The organism is Pseudomonas sp. M20 (genome assembly GCF_045037865.1).
Classification (GTDB): domain Bacteria; phylum Pseudomonadota; class Gammaproteobacteria; order Pseudomonadales; family Pseudomonadaceae; genus Aquipseudomonas.
The window spans coordinates 5,535,773-5,553,370 of record NZ_CP173611.1 but is presented as its reverse complement, the minus strand read 5'-3'; the positions used below and the strand labels follow the sequence as shown (position 1 = coordinate 5,553,370).

The following is a 17,598-nucleotide window of genomic DNA, read 5'->3' as shown; positions in this document are numbered from 1 at the left end:
AATAATTTGGCTATATTCTTTCGCTATTAACTTTATGCCAAACTATTGACCTTCTGGGTGCCATCCTAAACAATCGCCCCACTAATGTCACATTGATATTTCCGCGGCGACCTGTCCTTCAGCGTGTGATCCAGTTCCTGTTTTGAACTTTCCGACATACGGTCAATCTGGTTGCCATCATCCGACGCAGCGCCACGTTTTGCTGTGATTCAAGACAAGAAGTTCTGGGAAATTCCTATCATGCGTTCGCCCCTGCTTTTCGCCGTACCCTTCGCTCTCGCCGCCTCTTTTGTACAAGCACAATCCTTACCAGAAGCCATGCAGCAGGCACTGGATGTCCATCCGGAAATCCAGGCAGGGGTCAACAGTCGTTTGGCGGCGGATTATCAATTAAGAGCGGCGAAAGGGGGATACCTGCCGAAGGTCGATCTGCTCGGCGGTTATGGCCGTGAGGGTACCGACAGCGTCACCACCCGCGCCAATTCCGGTAACCACTACGAAACCCTGAATCGCAGCGAGTCAAGTTTACGTCTCTCGCAAATGGTCTTTGACGGTTTTGCGACGTCCAGCGAAGTCGGGCGTCAACAAGCCACCGTTAACTCTCGCGCCTATTCGCTGCTTGGCACTTCCGAGCGCACAGCGTTGACAGTTGCCCAGGTCTACCTGGACGTGTTGACCCGTCGCGAATTCGTGCGTCTGGCCGAAGAAAACCTCAAAAGCCACCAGCGCATCTACGACCAGATCCAGCTGCGCACCCAGCGCGGCGTCGGCAGTGGCGCCGATCTTGATCAGGCCGAAGCGCGGATGGCCCAGGCCCGCAACAACCTGATCACCGAGCAAACCAACCTCGCCGACTCGGAAACCAACTTCCTCAGCGCCGTCGGCCAGATGCCCGATCAACTCGAGCGTCCGGCGCCGTTCATGGCGATGATGCCGGCCAACCTCAATGAAGCGCGCCAGCAGATGCTGGAAAACAGCCCGATCCTGCGCTCGGCCGAATCCGACATCGCCGCTGCCGAGAAGCAGTACGAAACCGCCAAGTCGACCTTCTACCCACGTTTCGACGCCGAACTGGGCCGTACCGCCGACAACGATCTCGACGGCCAGAACGGTCACAACAACGAGTGGCAAGCCATGCTGCGCATGCGCTTCAACCTGTATTCCGGTGGCAGCAACAAGGCCGATCTGGAGTCCAAGTCGTACCTGTCGAACCAGGCGCTGGACATCCGCAACAACGCTTTGCGTCAGTTGAACGAAGAGCTGGGTCTGGCCTGGAACGCCTTGAACAACGCTAACGCGCAGGTGCCGATCGCGCAGCAGTACGTCGATCACAGCACCTCGGTGCGCACCGCCTACCAGCGTCAGTTCAGCCTCGGCGAACGCACCCTGCTCGATTTGCTTGACAGCGAAAACGAGTTGTTCACCGCTTCGCGGCGTCTGGCTGAAATCAAAAACATTCAGTTATTTACTCAGTACCGAATCAAGGCGACCATGGGCGAGTTGCTCAGAAGCCAGGGAGTGGTCGCACCGTTGGCATCCGTTGTGCAGAACGACGTGAAGCCCAAGGTCCAGCTGCCTGGGATGAATTGAGTTATCCCTTTTCAACTGTCAAAGAGTGTCGAGCGTGGAATCAGAAGTCAGTCGAGTTCAACTCAGTCATGATCCACGCGCGTTGCACGACGATCCGTTACTGGACGGTCTGCTCGCCCTTTGCATGCTCCATCAGAAACCCGCCAGCGCGGCGATGCTGACCACGGGCCTGCCGCTGCCCAAACAACGCCTGAGTGTCGAGTTGCTGCCCCGCGCGGCGGCTCGCGCCGGTCTGCAAGGTCGAGTGCTGCAGCGCAAACTGGAAGAAATTCCGGCGATCGCCATGCCGGCGTTGCTGCTGCTCAAGGATGGCCGCAGTGCCGTTCTGTTGGGCTGGCAAGGTGACGACGAGGCTCGGGTGCTGCTCAGCGAAAGCGATGGCGGCGAATCCGTGGTCAGTCGCGAACTACTCGCCGACGATTACACCGGCAAAGTGTTCTTCGCCCAACCGCAACACAAATTCGACGTCAACCACGGCACGCTGATTCCGCGTGCGCGCTCGTGGTTTCGCGACACCCTCAAGCGTTCGCGCTGGCTGTACGCCGATGCCATCGCCGCGAGTTTCCTGATCAACATCATCGCCATGGCCGCGCCGCTGTTCGTGATGAACGTCTACGACCGCGTGGTGCCGAACCAGGCCGAAGCCACCCTGTGGGTGCTGGCGTTGGGTATCACCGGTGCCTACATCTTCGACCTGGTGCTCAAGAGTCTGCGCGCCCTGTGCCTGGATCTGGCCGGGAAGAAAACCGACCTGATCATTTCCGCTACGCTGTTCGAGCGCATCGTCGGCATGGCCATGAAGTACCGTCCGGCACGGGTCGGCAGTTTTGCGCAGAACATCCACGAGTTTCAGAGCCTGCGCGACTTCCTTGCCTCGCTGACCCTGACCAGCCTGATCGACCTGCCGTTCACCATCCTCATCTTCATCGTCATCGCCATTCTCGGCGGGCATCTGGTGTGGATTCCGGTGCTGGCGTTCCCGATTGCGTTGCTGATCGGCTACGCCTTGCAGAAGCCGCTGGTGGCCACCATGGAACGCACCATGGCCCTCGGTGCCGAGCGCCAGTCGAGCCTGATCGAAACCCTCGCCGGCCTCGACGCGGTCAAGGTCAACAACGCCGAGAGCGAGCGCCAGTACCAGTGGGAACAGACCATTGGCACCCTCAGCCGCCTCGAGCTGCGAGTGAAAATGCTCTCCGGTCTGGCGATGAACATCACCCTGCTGATCCAGCAACTGGCCGGGGTGATCATGATCGTCTTCGGCGTCTACCAGATCATCGCCGGTAACCTGAGTATGGGCGGTCTGATTGCCTGCTACATGCTCAGCGGCCGCGCACTGAGCCCGCTGGCGTCGCTTTCGGGTTTGTTGACCCGTTACCAGCAGGCACGGGTGACCATGACTTCGGTCGACCAGATGATGGAGCTGCCGCAAGAACGCAACTTCGAAGAGCGCCCGCTGAGCCGCAAGGTTCTGCAAGGCGCGATCGAGTGCCGCCAGCTCAACTTCACTTATCCGGAACAACAGAACCCGGCGCTGAAGAACATCAATCTGGTGATCCGTCCCGGCGAGAAAATCGGCATCATCGGCCGCAGCGGCTCGGGCAAGAGTTCGCTGGCGAAACTGCTGGTGGGTCTGTATCAGCCGGACGACGGCGCGTTGTTGGTCGACGGTGTGGATATTCGTCAGATCGACGTCAGCGAACTGCGTTACAACATCGGCTACGTGCCGCAAGACATTCAACTGCTGGCCGGCACCCTGCGTGACAACCTCGTCTCCGGCGCACGTTATGTCGAAGACGAGCTGGTCCTGCAGGCGGCCGAACTGGCTGGCGTCCACGAATTCGCCCGCCTGCACCCGCAAGGTTACGAACTGCAAGTCGGCGAGCGCGGGCAGAACCTCTCCGGCGGTCAACGGCAGAACGTTGCGCTGGCTCGGGCCTTGTTGCTCAACCCACCGATTTTGCTCATGGACGAGCCGACCAGTGCGATGGACAACACCGGTGAAGAACGCCTCAAGCAACGCCTCGCCGCCGTCATTGAAAACAAGACCGTGGTGCTGGTGACGCACCGGGCTTCACTGTTGTCGCTGGTCGATCGTCTGCTGGTGATCGACCGTGGACAGATTCTCGCCGATGGCCCGAAAGCCGCCGTGATGGAAGCGTTGAAGAAGGGGCAGATCAGTGTTGCTTAAGTCGGGTTTCAAGGATTCGATCCGTCGCTACTTCAAAGGCTCGGCATCGTTGCAGGGCCAGCCCCTGCCGGAGGTCAACAAAGCGCTGATCGAAGACGCCCCGCGCGTCGTACGCCTGACCATCTGGGCGATCATCGGCTTCTTTATCTTCCTGCTGCTGTGGGCCAACTTCGCCGTGATCGACGAAGTGACCAAGGGCGACGGCAAGGCGATTCCGTCGTCGAAGATCCAGAAAATCCAGAACCTTGAGGGCGGGATCATCTCCGAACTGTTCGTCAAGGAAGGCCAGATTGTTGAAGCAGGCGCGCCGTTGATTCGCCTCGACGACACGCGATTTGCTTCCAACGTTGGCGAAACCGAAGCTGATCGCCTGTCGATGCTGCTGCGCGTAGAACGCCTCAGCGCCGAGGTCGATGACCGCCCGCTGAATTTCCCCGAGGACGTACTTAAAGCCGTGCCGGGTCAGGCGAAAAGCGAAGAGTCGCTGTACATCAGCCGCCGCCAGCAGTTGCACGACGAGATCGGTGGTTTGCAGGAGCAGTTGATTCAGCGTCAGCAAGAGCTGCGCGAATTCGCCTCCAAGCAAGCGCAGTATCGTCAGCAACTCGGCTTGCAGCGTCAGGAAATCAACATGTCCGAGCCGCTGGTGGCGCAGGGCGCGGTGTCGCCGGTGGAAGTCTTGCGTCTGAAGCGTGCCGAGGTGGAAACCCGCGGTCAGCTGGATGCAACGACGCTGGCGATTCCGCGTGCCGAATCGGCGATCAAGGAAGTGCAGCGCAAGATCGACGAGACGCGCGGCAAATTCCGCAGCGAAGCGCTGACCCAACTCAACGAGGCGCGCACCGACCTGAACAAGGCCAGCGCCACCGGCAAGGCGCTGGAAGACCGCGTCAGCCGCACGCTGGTGACATCGCCGGTGCGCGGTATCGTCAACAAGTTGCTGGTCAACACCATCGGCGGCGTGATCCAGCCAGGCAGTGACATGGTCGAAATCGTACCGCTGGATGACACCTTGCTGGTCGAAGCGAAAATCCGTCCGCAAGACATTGCCTTCCTGCATCCGGGGCAGGAAGCGATCGTCAAGTTCACCGCGTACGACTACACCATTTACGGCGGGCTCAAAGCCAAGCTCGAGCAGATCGGTGCCGACACCATTACCGACGAAGACAAGAAAACCACGTACTACATCATCAAGGTGCGTACTGAGCGCAGCCACCTCGGCACGGACGAGAAGCCATTGCTGATCATCCCGGGGATGGTCGCGTCGGTGGACATCATTACCGGCAAGAAGTCGGTGTTGAGTTATCTGCTCAAGCCGATCATCCGCGCGCGGGCCGAGGCGTTGCACGAGCGTTGATTTTTTAGTGGCCTCACTGGCCTCATCGCGAGCAGGCTCACTCCTACAGTAATCGCATTTCTCCAGATGGAATGCGATCCCTGGAGCGAGCCTGCTCGCGAAGGCGTCAGTGGGAATACCGCATCCCTGTCAGTAAGTGACAAAAACCGTCACTCACCACTCAGTCCATTCCTCACCATTCGCCATATCGTTATTCATTAACGGTATTTAATTTCCTATTCTTATAGCTATAAAGTCATCCCCCTGCGTACCTGCCGACCAATCGGCGCGCCGCACGACCTGAACCAACACGCAATCCAGCGTGAGTGTCTGATCGACGAGCGCGCCCATGAGCGCGCCGTGCGTGGGAGATGGAAAGATGTCCGCAGCTACTGCTTCCCCAAGCGCCGCGACCGCCGCGCCGCAATCCTTTGAAATTCGTCCGTTCAGCGGTGCCGTAGGCGCCGAAATCATCGGCCTCGACCTCACACGGTCGATCAATGATCAAGACTTTGCGCGCATCCATCGCGCGCACCTGGATCACCACGTCGTGGTGTTCCGCGACCAGCAAATCACCCCGCAACAGCAAATCGACTTCAGCCGCCGCTTCGGCGTGTTGCAGATCCATGTGCTCAAGCAGTTCCTGCTGGCCAACCACCCGGAAATCCTCATCGTTTCCAACATCATCGAAAACGGCCAGAACATCGGCCTCGGTGATGCTGGCAAGTTCTGGCACTCCGATCTTTCTTATAAAGAGCTGCCAAGCCTCGGCTCGATGCTCCACGCTCAGGAGTTGCCAGAGGAGGGCGGCGACACGCTGTTCGCCGACATGCACAAAGCCTGGGACAACTTGCCCGAAGCGTTGCGCAAAGCGGTCGAAGGCCGCAGTGCCGCGCACTCCTACACGGCGCGTTACAGCGAAACCAAATTCGAAGGCAACTGGCGCCCGACGCTGACCCCGGAGCAACTGGCTCAGGTCGCGGAAGTGGTGCACCCGGTGGTGCGCACGCACCCGGAAAACGGCCGCAAGGCGTTGTTCGTCAGCGAAGGTTTCACCACGCGCATCGTCGGCCTGCCGGAAGACGAGAGCCGGCAGTTGCTGACCGAGCTCTACGCCCACAGCGTGCTGCCGCAAAACATCTACCGCCATCAGTGGCAGCCCCACGACCTGGTGTTCTGGGACAACCGTTCGCTGATCCATCTCGCCGCCGGCTGCCCCGCGCACCTGCGCCGCAAGCTGTATCGCACGACCATTCAGGGCGACGCGCCTTTCTGATTCGCCGGAGATTGATCAAATCATGAACGCTCCCTTGCCAGGCCACGCGGCCAGCAACCCGATCGCCCGCAGCGAAGCGCTGCTGGCGGTCGATCACGTCAGCCTCGAATACCGCACGCCGCAACGCGTGGTGCGCGCCACCCACCAGGTCAGTTTTGAAATCGATCCAGCCGATCGCTACGTGCTGCTCGGCCCCTCCGGTTGCGGCAAATCCACCTTGCTCAAAGCGGTCGCCGGGTTCATTCAACCGTGCGAAGGCGAGATCCGTCTGCAAGGCCAGCGCGTCGACGCGCCGGGGCCGGACCGCATCGTGGTGTTTCAGGAGTTCGATCAACTGCCGCCGTGGAAAACTGTCAAACAGAACGTGATGTTTCCGCTGCTTGCATCGCGCACCCTGAAGAAAAAAGAAGCCGAAGAACGTGCGCTGCACTATCTGGAAAAGGTCGGCCTGGCGGCATTTGCCGATGCTTATCCGCACACTTTGTCTGGCGGCATGAAAGCGCGGGTGGCGATTGCCCGAGCGTTGGCGATGCAGCCGAAGATCCTCTTGATGGACGAGCCGTTCGCCGCCCTCGATGCACTGACCCGGCGCAAGATGCAGGAAGAATTGCTGCTGCTCTGGGAAGAGGTGCGCTTCACCCTGCTGTTCGTCACCCACTCGATTGAAGAGGCGTTGGTGGTCGGCAATCGCATCCTGCTGCTGTCGCCGCATCCCGGCCGAGTGCGCGCCGAAGTGCACAGCCATCAATACGATCTGCACAGCCTCGGTGGCGTGGCATTCCAGGAGTCGGCACGGCGCATTCATCGTCTGCTGTTCGACGAAGGCCAGTCGCCGGAAACCGAGCGTGACCACGACTTCAACGATATTCGCATCGCCTATTGAGCGGCCAGGAGGACTACCCGATGAGCCATTCATCATCTGTGCGTGAAGAATTCGAAGTTGTGCTGGAGCCGTTGACCGAAGTGCCGGTCGAGCGTGAACTGTCGCTCGGCACGCGGCTGTGGCAACAGGGCTGGCTGCGTAAAGGCCTGATCCTGATTGTGCTGGCGGTGCTGTGGGAAGTGGTCGCGCGGATCCAGAACAATGACCTGATGCTGCCGAGTTTCCTGCAGACCAGCCACGCGCTGTTCGAGGGCCTGCTCAGCGGTGAGTTGCTGGCCAAGGTGTGGATATCGTTGGTGGTGTTGATCAAGGGTTACCTGATCGGCATCGTTCTGGCATTTGCACTAACCACGCTGGCCGTTTCGACGCAATTGGGTCGCGATTTGCTGAGCACGATGACCTCGATGTTCAACCCGTTGCCGGCGATTGCCCTGTTACCCTTGGCGCTGCTGTGGTTTGGCCTGGGGCAGAACAGCCTGATTTTCGTACTGGTGCATTCGGTGTTGTGGGCACTGGCGTTGAACACCTATGCCGGGTTTCTCGGGGTTTCGGAAACCCTGCGCATGGCTGGGCGCAACTATGGTCTGAAGGGTTTGCGACTGGTGCTGTTCATCCTGATCCCGGCGGCGCTGCCGTCGATTCTGGCCGGGTTGAAGATCGGCTGGGCATTTGCCTGGCGCACGTTGATCGCGGCGGAACTGGTGTTTGGCGCGACCAGTGGCAAAGGTGGGCTGGGTTGGTACATCTTCCAGAATCGTAATGAGCTGTATACCGACAAGGTGTTTGCCGGCTTGGCGGTGGTGATTCTGATCGGGTTGCTGGTGGAGAATCTGGTGTTCGATACGCTGGAGCGAGTGACGGTCAAGCGCTGGGGTATGCAGCGGTAATTTTTGGTGTGGCGGCTGGCCTCATCGCGAGCCTGCTCGCGAAGGCGTCTTTGAAGGCGCCGCCAAAGCTGAAGGATGTTTGCTAGCATTGCGCCCAGATCAATCCTGATCAGCCAAGAGTGCTCAGCATGCAGCTCCCGGACATGAACCTTCTGGTCGCCCTCGACGCCTTGCTCGACGAGGGCAGTGTGGTCGGCGCCGCACGGCGAATGAACCTCAGCCCGGCGGCCATGAGCCGCACCCTGACGCGAATCCGCGAAGCCATCGGTGATCCGATCCTCGTGCGTGCTGGACGTGGCTTGGTGCCGACACCCAAGGCGCTGGAGTTGCGCGAACAGGTGCGCGACGTGGTCGAGCAGGCCGCGCTGTTGTTCCGTTCCGCCGACACCGTAGAGTTGGGCACACTGCGCCGGCGCTTCAGCATTCGCGCCAATGACTTCTTCATCGGTGTCTATGGCGGCAAGCTGTTTGACACCCTCGATCAACTCGCGCCGCACTGCGAACTGCGCTTCGTCCCAGAGGGCGACGGCGATGATGAAGCCCTGCGTGAAGGGCGCATCGATCTGAGCGTCAGCAACACCCGGCCCGTCACCCCTGAAGTCAAAGTGCAAAACCTGTTTTCTACACACTTTGTCGGATTGGTGCGCGAAGATCATCCATTACTCGACGGCGAAATCACCGCCGAGCGCTACGCCGGGTTTTCCCATATCAGCATGTCGCGACGCGGCATCGCGCGCGGCCCGATCGATACGGCGCTGAATGCGCTAGGCCTGGAGCGGCGCGTGGCGGTGATCGCGCCGAGTTTCCATGCGGCGATGTTTGCGCTGCCGGATTCCGACCTGATCTTGCCGGTGCCCAAAGAGGCGTTGCTCAGCGTGCGTCGCCTGGGTTTGAAGCTGCGCTCATTCGACCTGCCGATCCCGTTGCCGACGCTGATGCTGACCCAGGCCTGGCACCCGCGTTTCGACAAGGATCCCGCCCACCGCTGGCTGCGCGAAACCCTCAAGGCCTGTTGCGACGAAACGTGGCTGGCTGCCCAGCCTTGAAGATCAAAAGATCGCAGCCTTCGGCAGCTCCTACACTGGAATGCATATCCCTGTAGGAGCTGCCGAAGGCTGCGATCTCTTGCTTTGAATGATTGCGTCCGGCGCACTTATAAGCTGCCAATAAGTCAATTTTCGTCATTGCCAAGCCCGACTAAGATGCTCCGGTATTTTTCCCTCCGGAGTGAGTATTCATGACATCCCTGACGGCGGCAGCGCCCATCGCTGCGGCCAGCCCGGCGAAGGCGGCGACGCCACCGGTGTTCGGGGCGCGGATCATCATTGGCCTGGTCGGCGTGCTGCTGGCGGTGCTGGTGTCGGGCCTCAACGAGATGGTCACCAAGGTGGCCCTGGCCGACATCCGCGGCGCGCTGCACATCGGTTACGACGAAGGCACTTGGCTGGTGGCTAGTTACACCGCCACCTCAGTCGCGGCCATGGCCTTCGCGCCGTGGTGTTCGGTGACCTTCTCGCTACGCCGCTTCACCCTCTGCGCGATCGGTCTGTTCACTCTGCTCGGCGTGCTGTGCCCGTTCGCACCCAATTACGAAAGTCTGCTGCTGATGCGCATCCTGCAAGGTCTGGCCGGCGGCGCATTGCCGCCGATGTTGATGACCGTCGCCCTGCGCTTTTTGCCAGCGAACATCAAACTCTATGGCCTGGCCGGCTACGCACTGACGGCGACATTCGGCCCCGGCCTCGGCACGCCGCTGGCCGGATTGTGGACCGAATACGTCGGCTGGCAGTGGACGTTCTGGCAAATCATCGTGCCTTGCCTGATCGCCTTGGCGATGGTCGCGTGGGGCATTCCGCAGGACCCGCTGCGTTTGGAACGCCTCAAATCGTTCAACTGGAAAGGTCTGCTGCTGGGCTTTCCGGCGATCTGCATGTTGGTGATCGGTTTGCTGCAAGGCAATCGACTGGACTGGTTCGAGTCGAGTCTGATTTGTGGATTGCTCGGTGCCGGTTCGTTGTTGCTGGTGGCGTTTCTGATCAACGAGTGGTCGCAGCCGATTCCGTTTTTCAAATTGCAGATGCTCGGTATCCGCAACTTGTCGTTCGCGTTGATGACGTTGGCCGGTGTGCTGGTAGTCCTGCAGGCGGTGGTGTTGATTCCATCGAGTTATCTGGCGCAGGTGCAGGGTTATCGGCCGGCGCAGACCGCGCCGATCATGCTGATCGCCGCATTGCCGCAGTTGATCGCGCTGCCACTGGTGGCGGCGCTATGCAACCTGCGCTGGGTCGATTGCCGCTGGGTGCTTGGCATCGGTCTGAGCATGTTGGCACTGTCCTGTCTGGGTGGATCGCAGCTGACCTCGCAGTGGATTCGCGACGACTTCTACGTCCTGCAATGGCTGCAGATTTTCGGTCAGCCGATGGCGGTGCTGCCGCTGTTGATGCTTTCGACCGGCAGCATCACACCGCTGGACGGTCCCTTCGCATCGGCATGGTTCAACACCGTGAAAGGCCTGTCGGCCGTGGTCGCCACCGGGGTGATCGAGGCGCTGACCACGTCGCGCCTGCATTTCCACTCAAGCATGTTGGTCGACAGCCTCGGCAATTCGCCGCTGGCCGACCGCAGCGATCCGGGCCTCGCCCATCGCCTGCACGAGCAGGCCGTGGTGCTGACCTCTTCCGATCTCTACGTGTGCATGGCCGGCGTCGCGGTGGCGCTGATCCTGCTGATTTTCTGGCTGCCGACGCGGATCTTTCCGCCGCGGGCGCCGACCTGATTGCTTCACTGAAACAGAAGGTTTTATGACGACTCAAGCAAAGCAAAAACTCGCGGTGGCCATAGCCGCCGCATTGGCGGTCGGCGTGCTGGTTTACCTGGCGCTGCCCGGCGTGTTTGGCAAACGTACCCAGCAAAACACCAATGACGCCTTTGTCTCCGCCGACTACACGCTCGTCGTGCCGCGCGTGGCCGGGTTTATCAAGGAAGTGCTGGTGGAGGACAACCAGCAAGTGAAGGCGGGCCAGTTGCTGGCGCTGATCGATGATCGCGACTTGCGTGCCTCGGCCGAAGCGGCAGACGCGCAAACCCTGGTGGCGCGGGCACAGTTGCAGAACGCCAAAGCGACGCTGGAACGCCAGACGTCGGTGATCGCCCAGGCGCAGGCCTCGGTGGTGTCGGCCAAGGCTGAAATGGCTTTCGCTCAGCAGGAGTTGAATCGCTACACCCACTTGGCGGGCGTTGGCGCCGGTACGGTGCAGAACGCGCAACAGGCGCGCACGCGCATCGATCAGGCCACGGCGCATCTCGATACCGCCACGGCGAAACTGGCGGCAGAGCGCAAGCAGGTCGACATTCTCACGGCTCAGCGGGATGCCGCCGAAGGCAGTCTGAAACACGCGCAAGCGGCGTTGGAAATCGCCAGTTTCGAACTCTCCTACACGCGTATCACCGCGCCGCAGGACGGCATGATCGGCGAGCGCGCCGTGCGCGTCGGCGCTTATGTGACGCCGGGCAGCAAGCTGTTGGCAGTCGTGCCGCTGAAACAGGCTTACGTGGTGGCGAATTTTCAGGAGACGCAACTGACCGATGTGCAGCCGGGGCAGGAGGTGCAGGTGCGTGTCGACAGCCTTGGCGGCGAAGCGTTGAGCGGTCGGGTCGAGAGTATTGCCCCGGCGACGGGCGTGACCTTTGCGGCGGTGAAACCGGATAACGCCACGGGCAACTTCACCAAGGTGGTGCAGCGGATTCCGGTGAAGATCATGCTGGAACCGGGTCAGCCATTGGCCGAGCGCTTGCGCGTGGGGATGTCGGTGGAGGCGAGTATTGATACCGCCAGCTCGGCGACGTTGGTGCGTGAGGTGACTCAGCGATGAGCCATGTTGATCGAACCGACGCCTTCGCGAGCAGGCTCGCTCCCACAGGGGCTGCGCATTCCAGAATGTGGGAGCGAGCCTGCTCGCGAAGAGGCCAGTGGCAGCAAATCACTCTGAGTGCCTTGCTCACAATGAGTCTCACCGCCTGCACCGTAGGCCCAGACTTCCAGAAGCCCGAAGCCCCACAAATCGCCGACTGGGCCAAACCCGCCAAGTCCGCCCCCAGCCAAGCCGTCAGCGAACCCCTCAACGAACGCTGGTGGGAAGTCTTCCACGACGCGCAACTCTCTGCACTCACTCAACGTGCGGTGAAGAGCAACCTCGACCTGCAACTGGCCAGCAGCCGCCTGCAACAAAGCCGCGCCGCTCGCCAGGTCATCACCGCTGACCGCTATCCAAACACTGCGGCCACCGGCAGCTACGCGCGCCAACGCAACAGCGGCAAAGGCCTGAGCGACCCGTCCGGACACAACGGCGATTCCGCCTTCAACCTGTGGGACGCCGGTTTCTCCGCCTCGTGGGAACTGGATTTCTGGGGCCGCGTGCGCCGCGAAACCGAAGCGGCCGACGCTAACCTTGAAGTCGCTGAGAACGACCGTCGCGGGGTGCTGTTGGCGGTGCTTGCCGACACCGCACAAAACTACATTCAACTGCGCGGCGTGCAGAACACCCGCGCCGTCACCGAGCAGAACCTCGATGTCGCGCGGCACAGCCTGAAACTCTCGCAACTGCGTCTGGCCGACGGCGTGGCGACCGATCTCGACGTCGCCGAAGCCGCCGCGCAAGTCGCGGCCATCGAATCGCGCTTGCCGGCGCTGGAACAACGTCAATCGCAGTTGATCAACGCGATAAGCCTGCTGATGGGCGAACCGCCACAGGCATTGGCCAAGGAGTTATCCACAGACGCCGCCGTGCCGCAGTCGCCGCGGCAAGTCGCCATCGGCCTGCCGTCGCAACTGGCCGAACGCCGCCCGGACATCCGCCAGGCCGAAGCGCGTCTGCACGCCGCCACTGCCAACATCGGCGTGGCCAAGGGCGATTTCTATCCGCGCATCACCTTGTCCGGCAACCTCGGCTCGCAAGCCATGCAACTCAGCGACTTTGGCTCGTGGGGCTCACGCGCGTTCGGCATCGGCCCGCAATTCAGCCTGCCGTTGTTCGACGGCGGACGTCTGCGTGGCGTGCTGCAATTGCGTGAAGCGCAGCAGCAGGAAGCGGCCGTCGCCTACCAGCAAACCGTACTGCGTGCCTGGCACGAAATTGACGATCAACTGACCGCCTACAACGCCAGTCAACGCCGCCGCGACAGCCTCGCCGAAGCCGTACGGCAGAACCAGATCGCCCTGCGCACCGCACAACAGCAATACGTCGAAGGCGTGGTCGATTTCGTCAACGTCCTCACCGTGCAAAGCGCGCTGCTGGCGACGCAGGAGCAGTGGGTGGAAAGCTCCACTGGCGTGTCGCTGGCGATGGTCGGGTTGTACAAGGCATTGGGCGGCGGTTGGCAATCGGTGTATCCAGAGGCGAAAGTCGCCGTCGGGTTGCCGGGTGTCGTGAAAGCGCCAACCGGCATCGACGGTTCCGCCGTGGCTGACCTAAAGTGATGGGCAGGTTGGCGCGTCATACTCTCGTGGCGCTGCGGCGCGGCAAGAGGAAGCGATGGCGGTCAACAGAGTCACGCCAATGGGCGACACGCAAGATCCGTTTGCCGTGCCCGGTTCCTGGTTCGGCAGCCTGCGTTGGGTGCGCTGGGTAAAAAATCACTGGCTGTGGCCAATTCTCGCGCTGGCCGCGTTCGTGCGTTTTTATGATCTGACAGCGGCAGCGATCTGGGGCGATGAAGGTTCCAGTCTGCTGCTGGCGCGCTACTCACTGAGTGAAATCTGGCAGCACGCGGCATTCGATGTGCATCCGCCGCTGTATTTCATGCTGCTGCATGGCTGGGTCGAATTGTTCGGGGACGGCATTCTCGCGGTCCGCGCTCTCAGTGCGCTGGCCGGCATTACGGCGGTCGGGCTGGGCGTGTGGCTGGTGGATCGCCTGGCCACTCGCCGCGCCGCGTTCATCGCCGGATTGTTACTCGCACTGCTACCGACGGCGGTGCGCTACAGCCAGGAAGTGCGCATGTACGCGCTGCTCGGTGCGCTGCTGATTGCCGCAAGCCTGGCGCTGGTCTACTGGATCCGGCGCCCGCAACGCCAGCGCTATCTGGTGTATTACCTGCTGCTGATGAGCGCCGCGCTCTACACCCACTATTTCGCCGTGCTCGCGGCGCTGTGTCACTGGCTTTATCTGATCGCGATCCGCGTACAGCGCGGTTACCGGTTCCGGCATATCCAGCGCGGGAACTGGTGGCTGGCGAACCTGGCCATTGTCGTGCTGTATCTGCCCTGGTTACCCAAACTGCTCGACTTGATGCAGCACATGCAACAACTCGAAGTCGGCGGTGATGTCGGCTGGGAGCCAGCGGTGACGTTGGGGTCGTTGCCGTCGATGATCTGGTCATGGCTGATTCAGGACGATGGTGAGAGTCTGCCGCTGCTGGTCTTTGGCGCGCTGCCGTTGGCACTGCTGGTGCTGGCAGTTGTGGCCGTCATGCGCGATCGCAGTGTGTCGCGCGGCAGCATTCTGCTGGCGCTGTACACCGGTCTGCCGCTGTTGCTGGTGTTCGCGGTGTCGTTCATCACGCCGGTATTCATTGAGCGATATCTGACGGCATTTGCCCTCGGTTTACCGATGCTCGCGGCGTTGGCCATTGATCGTTTGTATAGCCGCGTTCGCATGCTTGCACTGGCGGTGCTGGTAGCGCTGGTCGGCGTGGAACTGGTCGGTGTGAGCAACAACGCCACGGTCGACACTCATGATCAACTCGACACGGTCGTGAAGTACGTCAACCAGCATTTCCTTCCCGGTGACCGCATCGTCACCAGCGACATGCTCTGGTATCTGAGCTACGTCTACTACGATCGCACCGGGGCGCAGGTGCGCCTCTTCACTCCACCGAACGCCGATGGCCAGTCGACGCGGCCAAATGAGTACGGGTTCGGCACGCTGGTAACGAGTGATGTCTATCTGAACAGCCTGACCGAGCTGCCCGCCGGAGGCCGGGTCTGGCTGGTCGGAACCGTCGACGAGCCACAAGAGTTCTCACCGCGACCCGCAACCTGGCGGGCCAGCGCTGAAGTCCATGCGGGCGGGATGCAAGCACGCTTGTTCGTGACCGAACCTGCGGGTGAATAGGCGGGTCATGACTTGCCGGACAAATCCGCCATGCCCTTGAGCAACTCGATCGGCAACGGGAAGACAATCGTCGAACTCTTGTCCCCGGCAATCGAACTCAAGGTTTGCATATAGCGCAACTGCATTGCCCCAGGCTGGCGACCGAGCATTTCCGCTGCCTGCATGAGTTTTTCCGAGGCTTGCAGTTCGCCTTCGGCGTGAATCACCTTGGCCCGACGTTCGCGCTCGGCTTCCGCCTGTTTGGCGATGGCGCGGACCATCGATTCGTTGAGATCGACATGCTTGATCTCGACGTTGGCAACCTTGATCCCCCAGGCGTCGGTCTGCGCATCGAGTACTTGCTGAATGTCGATGTTCAACTGCTCGCGTTCAGCCAGCAGTTCATCCAGTTCGTGTTTGCCGAGCACTGCACGCAAGGTGGTTTGTGCCAGTTGGCTGGTGGCCGACAGATAATCTTCAACCTGAATAATCGCCTTCTGCGGATCGAGCACGCGGAAATACAGCACAGCGTTGACCTTCACCGACACGTTGTCGCGGGTGATCACATCTTGCGGCGGCACATCGAGAACCACCGTGCGCAGGTCGACCCGAACCATTTGCTGGACCACCGGAATCAGCAGGATCAGGCCGGGACCTTTGACTTGCCAGAAGCGGCCAAGCTGAAACACCACGCCGCGCTCGTATTCACGCAAGATGCGAAACGTCGAACCGGCCAAGGCAATGACCAGTAACAGCAGCGCAACAAAACCGATTTGCAGACCCATGATCACTCTCCGAGCGGCGCCGCTTCAGTCGCGGCCACTTGCAGCAACAGTCCCTTGCGCCCGACCACGCGCACCGATTGCCCGGTTTGCAGCGGGGTGGCGCTGAGCACTTGCCAGCGTTCACCTTGCAGTTGCACCCAGCCGTTGCGCGCATCGCCCGGTTGCACCGTGGTGATCGCGGTCACGCTGCCGAGCAGGCCGGCGTCACCACTGACGGCGTGGCGCGGGCGGGTTTTCAGGGCGCGGATCAGCAGCGCGAGCAACAGCAGGGCACTGATAAGACCAAGGCCGATCATCATCGGCGCCGGCAATTCGGCGTTGCTCAGAATCAGCGCGCCGATGACGAACATGATGATTCCGGCCAAGCCGATCACCCCGTAATTGGGCAGCGCCGCTTCGGCGATCAGAAAGACGATGCCCAAGGTAATCAGCCACAAACCGGCCGGACTCATCGGTGGCAACGGGGGGTCGGCGGCGAGGGCTGAGCCACTGATCAGCAGGAGCAAGGCAAACGCACAACATCGGCTGTTCACGTGACCCTCCGCGAGCATCATGTCTGGTTCTTACAGTCTAGTTGAGGGTTGCAGTGGTTGAATTTTGATCAGTGTGAGGATGTGTCCAGTGAGCGGATTTCCCTGCATCGACGGCCCGCCGAACTAGACTCAAAAGCACGGCAACCACCGTTCAGCGCAACACCGAGGTGCATCATGCGTATGGCAAGAAAGGTGCAGAGCAGCCTGAACCGGGCGCACTGCGAATACGACATCGTCGCTCACCGTCACTCGTCCAGCAGCCTGGAAACCGCACGGGTCGCCGGGGTGCCCGCCGAGCGGGTGGCCAAATCGATCATCCTTGACGACCACCACGGTCACTACCTGATGGCCGTGCTGCCGGCCAGCCGTCACCTTGACCTGAGCAAAGTGCGCCTCAGTGGCGAATGGCAACTGACCCGCGAAAGCAATCTGGCGCACATCTTCGACGACTGCGAACGCGGCGCGGTGCCGCCGCTGGGCGACTCCTATGGCCTGGACATGGTTATCGACCCGTTGCTGACGCGGCAGAAGGATATTTATCTGGAGGCGGGCAACCACAACTACCTGCTGCACATGAGCATGCCCGAGTTTCTGAAAATGGTGCCGCATGCCGAGGTGCGGGAGTTGAGTGATTAGGCTTTGTGGCGCCGGCACTGACGCCTTCGCGAGCAGGCTCGCTCCCACAGGTTGATCACATTCCCCTGTGGGAGCGAGCCTGCTCGCGAATAATCTTCCAAACAGCCCATTTTTGAAGGAGTTGATCAATGGAAAGCCCAACGCACAGCTTGCCATCCCTGTTCAAACAACTCGGCCTTCCGGACGATCCGGTCAACATCGACAAATTCATCACCACCCATTCCCCGCTCAAACCCAACCTTCATTTGGCTGATGCGTTTTTCTGGACGAAGAGCCAAGCGGAGTTTTTGCGTGACGAGATTCTGGATGACGCCGACTGGGCGGAGGTAGTGGATCGGTTGGATGTGTTGTTGCGAAAGGGACGGGAAGGCTGACTGGACGCCCACCTCT

Annotated in this window: 15 protein-coding genes; 13 read left to right on the top strand and 2 right to left on the bottom strand. The window is 60.9% G+C overall.

Features of this window, described 5'->3' with window-relative positions; translation table 11 throughout:
- Nucleotides 1-240: 240 nt before the first annotated feature.
- The 11 genes from ACI514_RS24610 (at nt 241) to ACI514_RS24560 (ending at nt 15,275) form a co-directional block, all read left to right on the top strand.
- Nucleotides 241-1,590 (top strand): TolC family outer membrane protein, encoded by a 1,350-nt coding sequence (locus tag ACI514_RS24610; protein ID WP_007918308.1) that lies wholly within the window; start codon nt 241-243, stop codon nt 1,588-1,590.
- Between the two features lie 34 nt (nt 1,591-1,624).
- Nucleotides 1,625-3,781: a type I secretion system permease/ATPase gene (locus tag ACI514_RS24605; RefSeq protein ID WP_160054610.1), complete on the top strand. Its 2,157-nt coding sequence runs from the start codon at nt 1,625-1,627 to the stop codon at nt 3,779-3,781.
- Complete coding sequence (locus ACI514_RS24600; protein WP_007918311.1) at nt 3,771-5,138, top strand: HlyD family type I secretion periplasmic adaptor subunit; 1,368 nt, start codon at nt 3,771-3,773, stop codon at nt 5,136-5,138. The genes ACI514_RS24605 and ACI514_RS24600 overlap by 11 nt, the downstream gene beginning before the upstream one ends.
- Nucleotides 5,139-5,496: 358 nt before the next feature.
- Complete coding sequence (locus ACI514_RS24595; protein WP_405122554.1) at nt 5,497-6,393, top strand: TauD/TfdA dioxygenase family protein; 897 nt, start codon at nt 5,497-5,499, stop codon at nt 6,391-6,393.
- Nucleotides 6,394-6,415: 22 nt separating this feature from the next.
- Entirely contained in the window at nt 6,416-7,276 is an 861-nt protein-coding gene (locus tag ACI514_RS24590; RefSeq protein WP_016985557.1) for an ABC transporter ATP-binding protein, read from the top strand.
- A 20-nt stretch (nt 7,277-7,296) separates the two neighbouring features.
- Nucleotides 7,297-8,163 carry an ABC transporter permease gene (locus ACI514_RS24585; RefSeq protein WP_016985558.1) on the top strand — a complete coding sequence of 289 codons (867 nt, stop codon included), beginning with the start codon at nt 7,297-7,299 and terminating at the stop codon, nt 8,161-8,163.
- A 128-nt stretch (nt 8,164-8,291) separates the two neighbouring features.
- Entirely contained in the window at nt 8,292-9,209 is a 918-nt protein-coding gene (locus ACI514_RS24580; protein ID WP_025113444.1) for a LysR family transcriptional regulator, read from the top strand.
- 191 nt (nt 9,210-9,400) lie between these two features.
- Nucleotides 9,401-10,939, top strand: a complete 1,539-nt coding sequence (locus ACI514_RS24575; protein WP_405122553.1) for an MFS transporter — start codon at nt 9,401-9,403, stop codon at nt 10,937-10,939.
- Nucleotides 10,940-10,964: 25 nt separating this feature from the next.
- A complete protein-coding gene (locus ACI514_RS24570) occupies nt 10,965-12,035 on the top strand; it encodes an HlyD family secretion protein (protein ID WP_405122552.1) in 1,071 nt (356 codons plus the stop codon).
- Nucleotides 12,032-13,639: an efflux transporter outer membrane subunit gene (locus tag ACI514_RS24565; protein ID WP_238785189.1), complete on the top strand. Its 1,608-nt coding sequence runs from the start codon at nt 12,032-12,034 to the stop codon at nt 13,637-13,639. Before ACI514_RS24570 ends, ACI514_RS24565 begins: the two co-directional genes overlap by 4 nt.
- Nucleotides 13,640-13,694: 55 nt before the next feature.
- Nucleotides 13,695-15,275, top strand: coding sequence for a glycosyltransferase family 39 protein (locus tag ACI514_RS24560; protein ID WP_405122551.1), 1,581 nt, complete (start codon nt 13,695-13,697; stop codon nt 15,273-15,275).
- Nucleotides 15,276-15,280: 5 nt separating this feature from the next.
- On the opposite strand, the gene ACI514_RS24555 is transcribed toward ACI514_RS24560, so the two are convergent.
- Both ACI514_RS24555 and ACI514_RS24550 read right to left on the bottom strand, forming a co-directional pair.
- A complete protein-coding gene (locus ACI514_RS24555; RefSeq protein ID WP_007917711.1) occupies nt 15,281-16,039 on the bottom strand; it encodes a slipin family protein in 759 nt (252 codons plus the stop codon).
- 2 nt (nt 16,040-16,041) lie between these two features.
- Entirely contained in the window at nt 16,042-16,572 is a 531-nt protein-coding gene (locus tag ACI514_RS24550; RefSeq protein WP_174244424.1) for an NfeD family protein, read from the bottom strand.
- Between the two features lie 174 nt (nt 16,573-16,746).
- Here ACI514_RS24550 and ACI514_RS24545 point away from each other — a divergent pair, with 174 nt between their 5' ends.
- Both ACI514_RS24545 and ACI514_RS24540 read left to right on the top strand, forming a co-directional pair.
- Nucleotides 16,747-17,208, top strand: a complete 462-nt coding sequence (locus tag ACI514_RS24545) for an aminoacyl-tRNA deacylase (RefSeq protein WP_064389062.1) — start codon at nt 16,747-16,749, stop codon at nt 17,206-17,208.
- Between the two features lie 128 nt (nt 17,209-17,336).
- Complete coding sequence (locus ACI514_RS24540; protein WP_160054628.1) at nt 17,337-17,582, top strand: DUF2789 domain-containing protein; 246 nt, start codon at nt 17,337-17,339, stop codon at nt 17,580-17,582.
- Nucleotides 17,583-17,598: the final 16 nt, after the last annotated feature.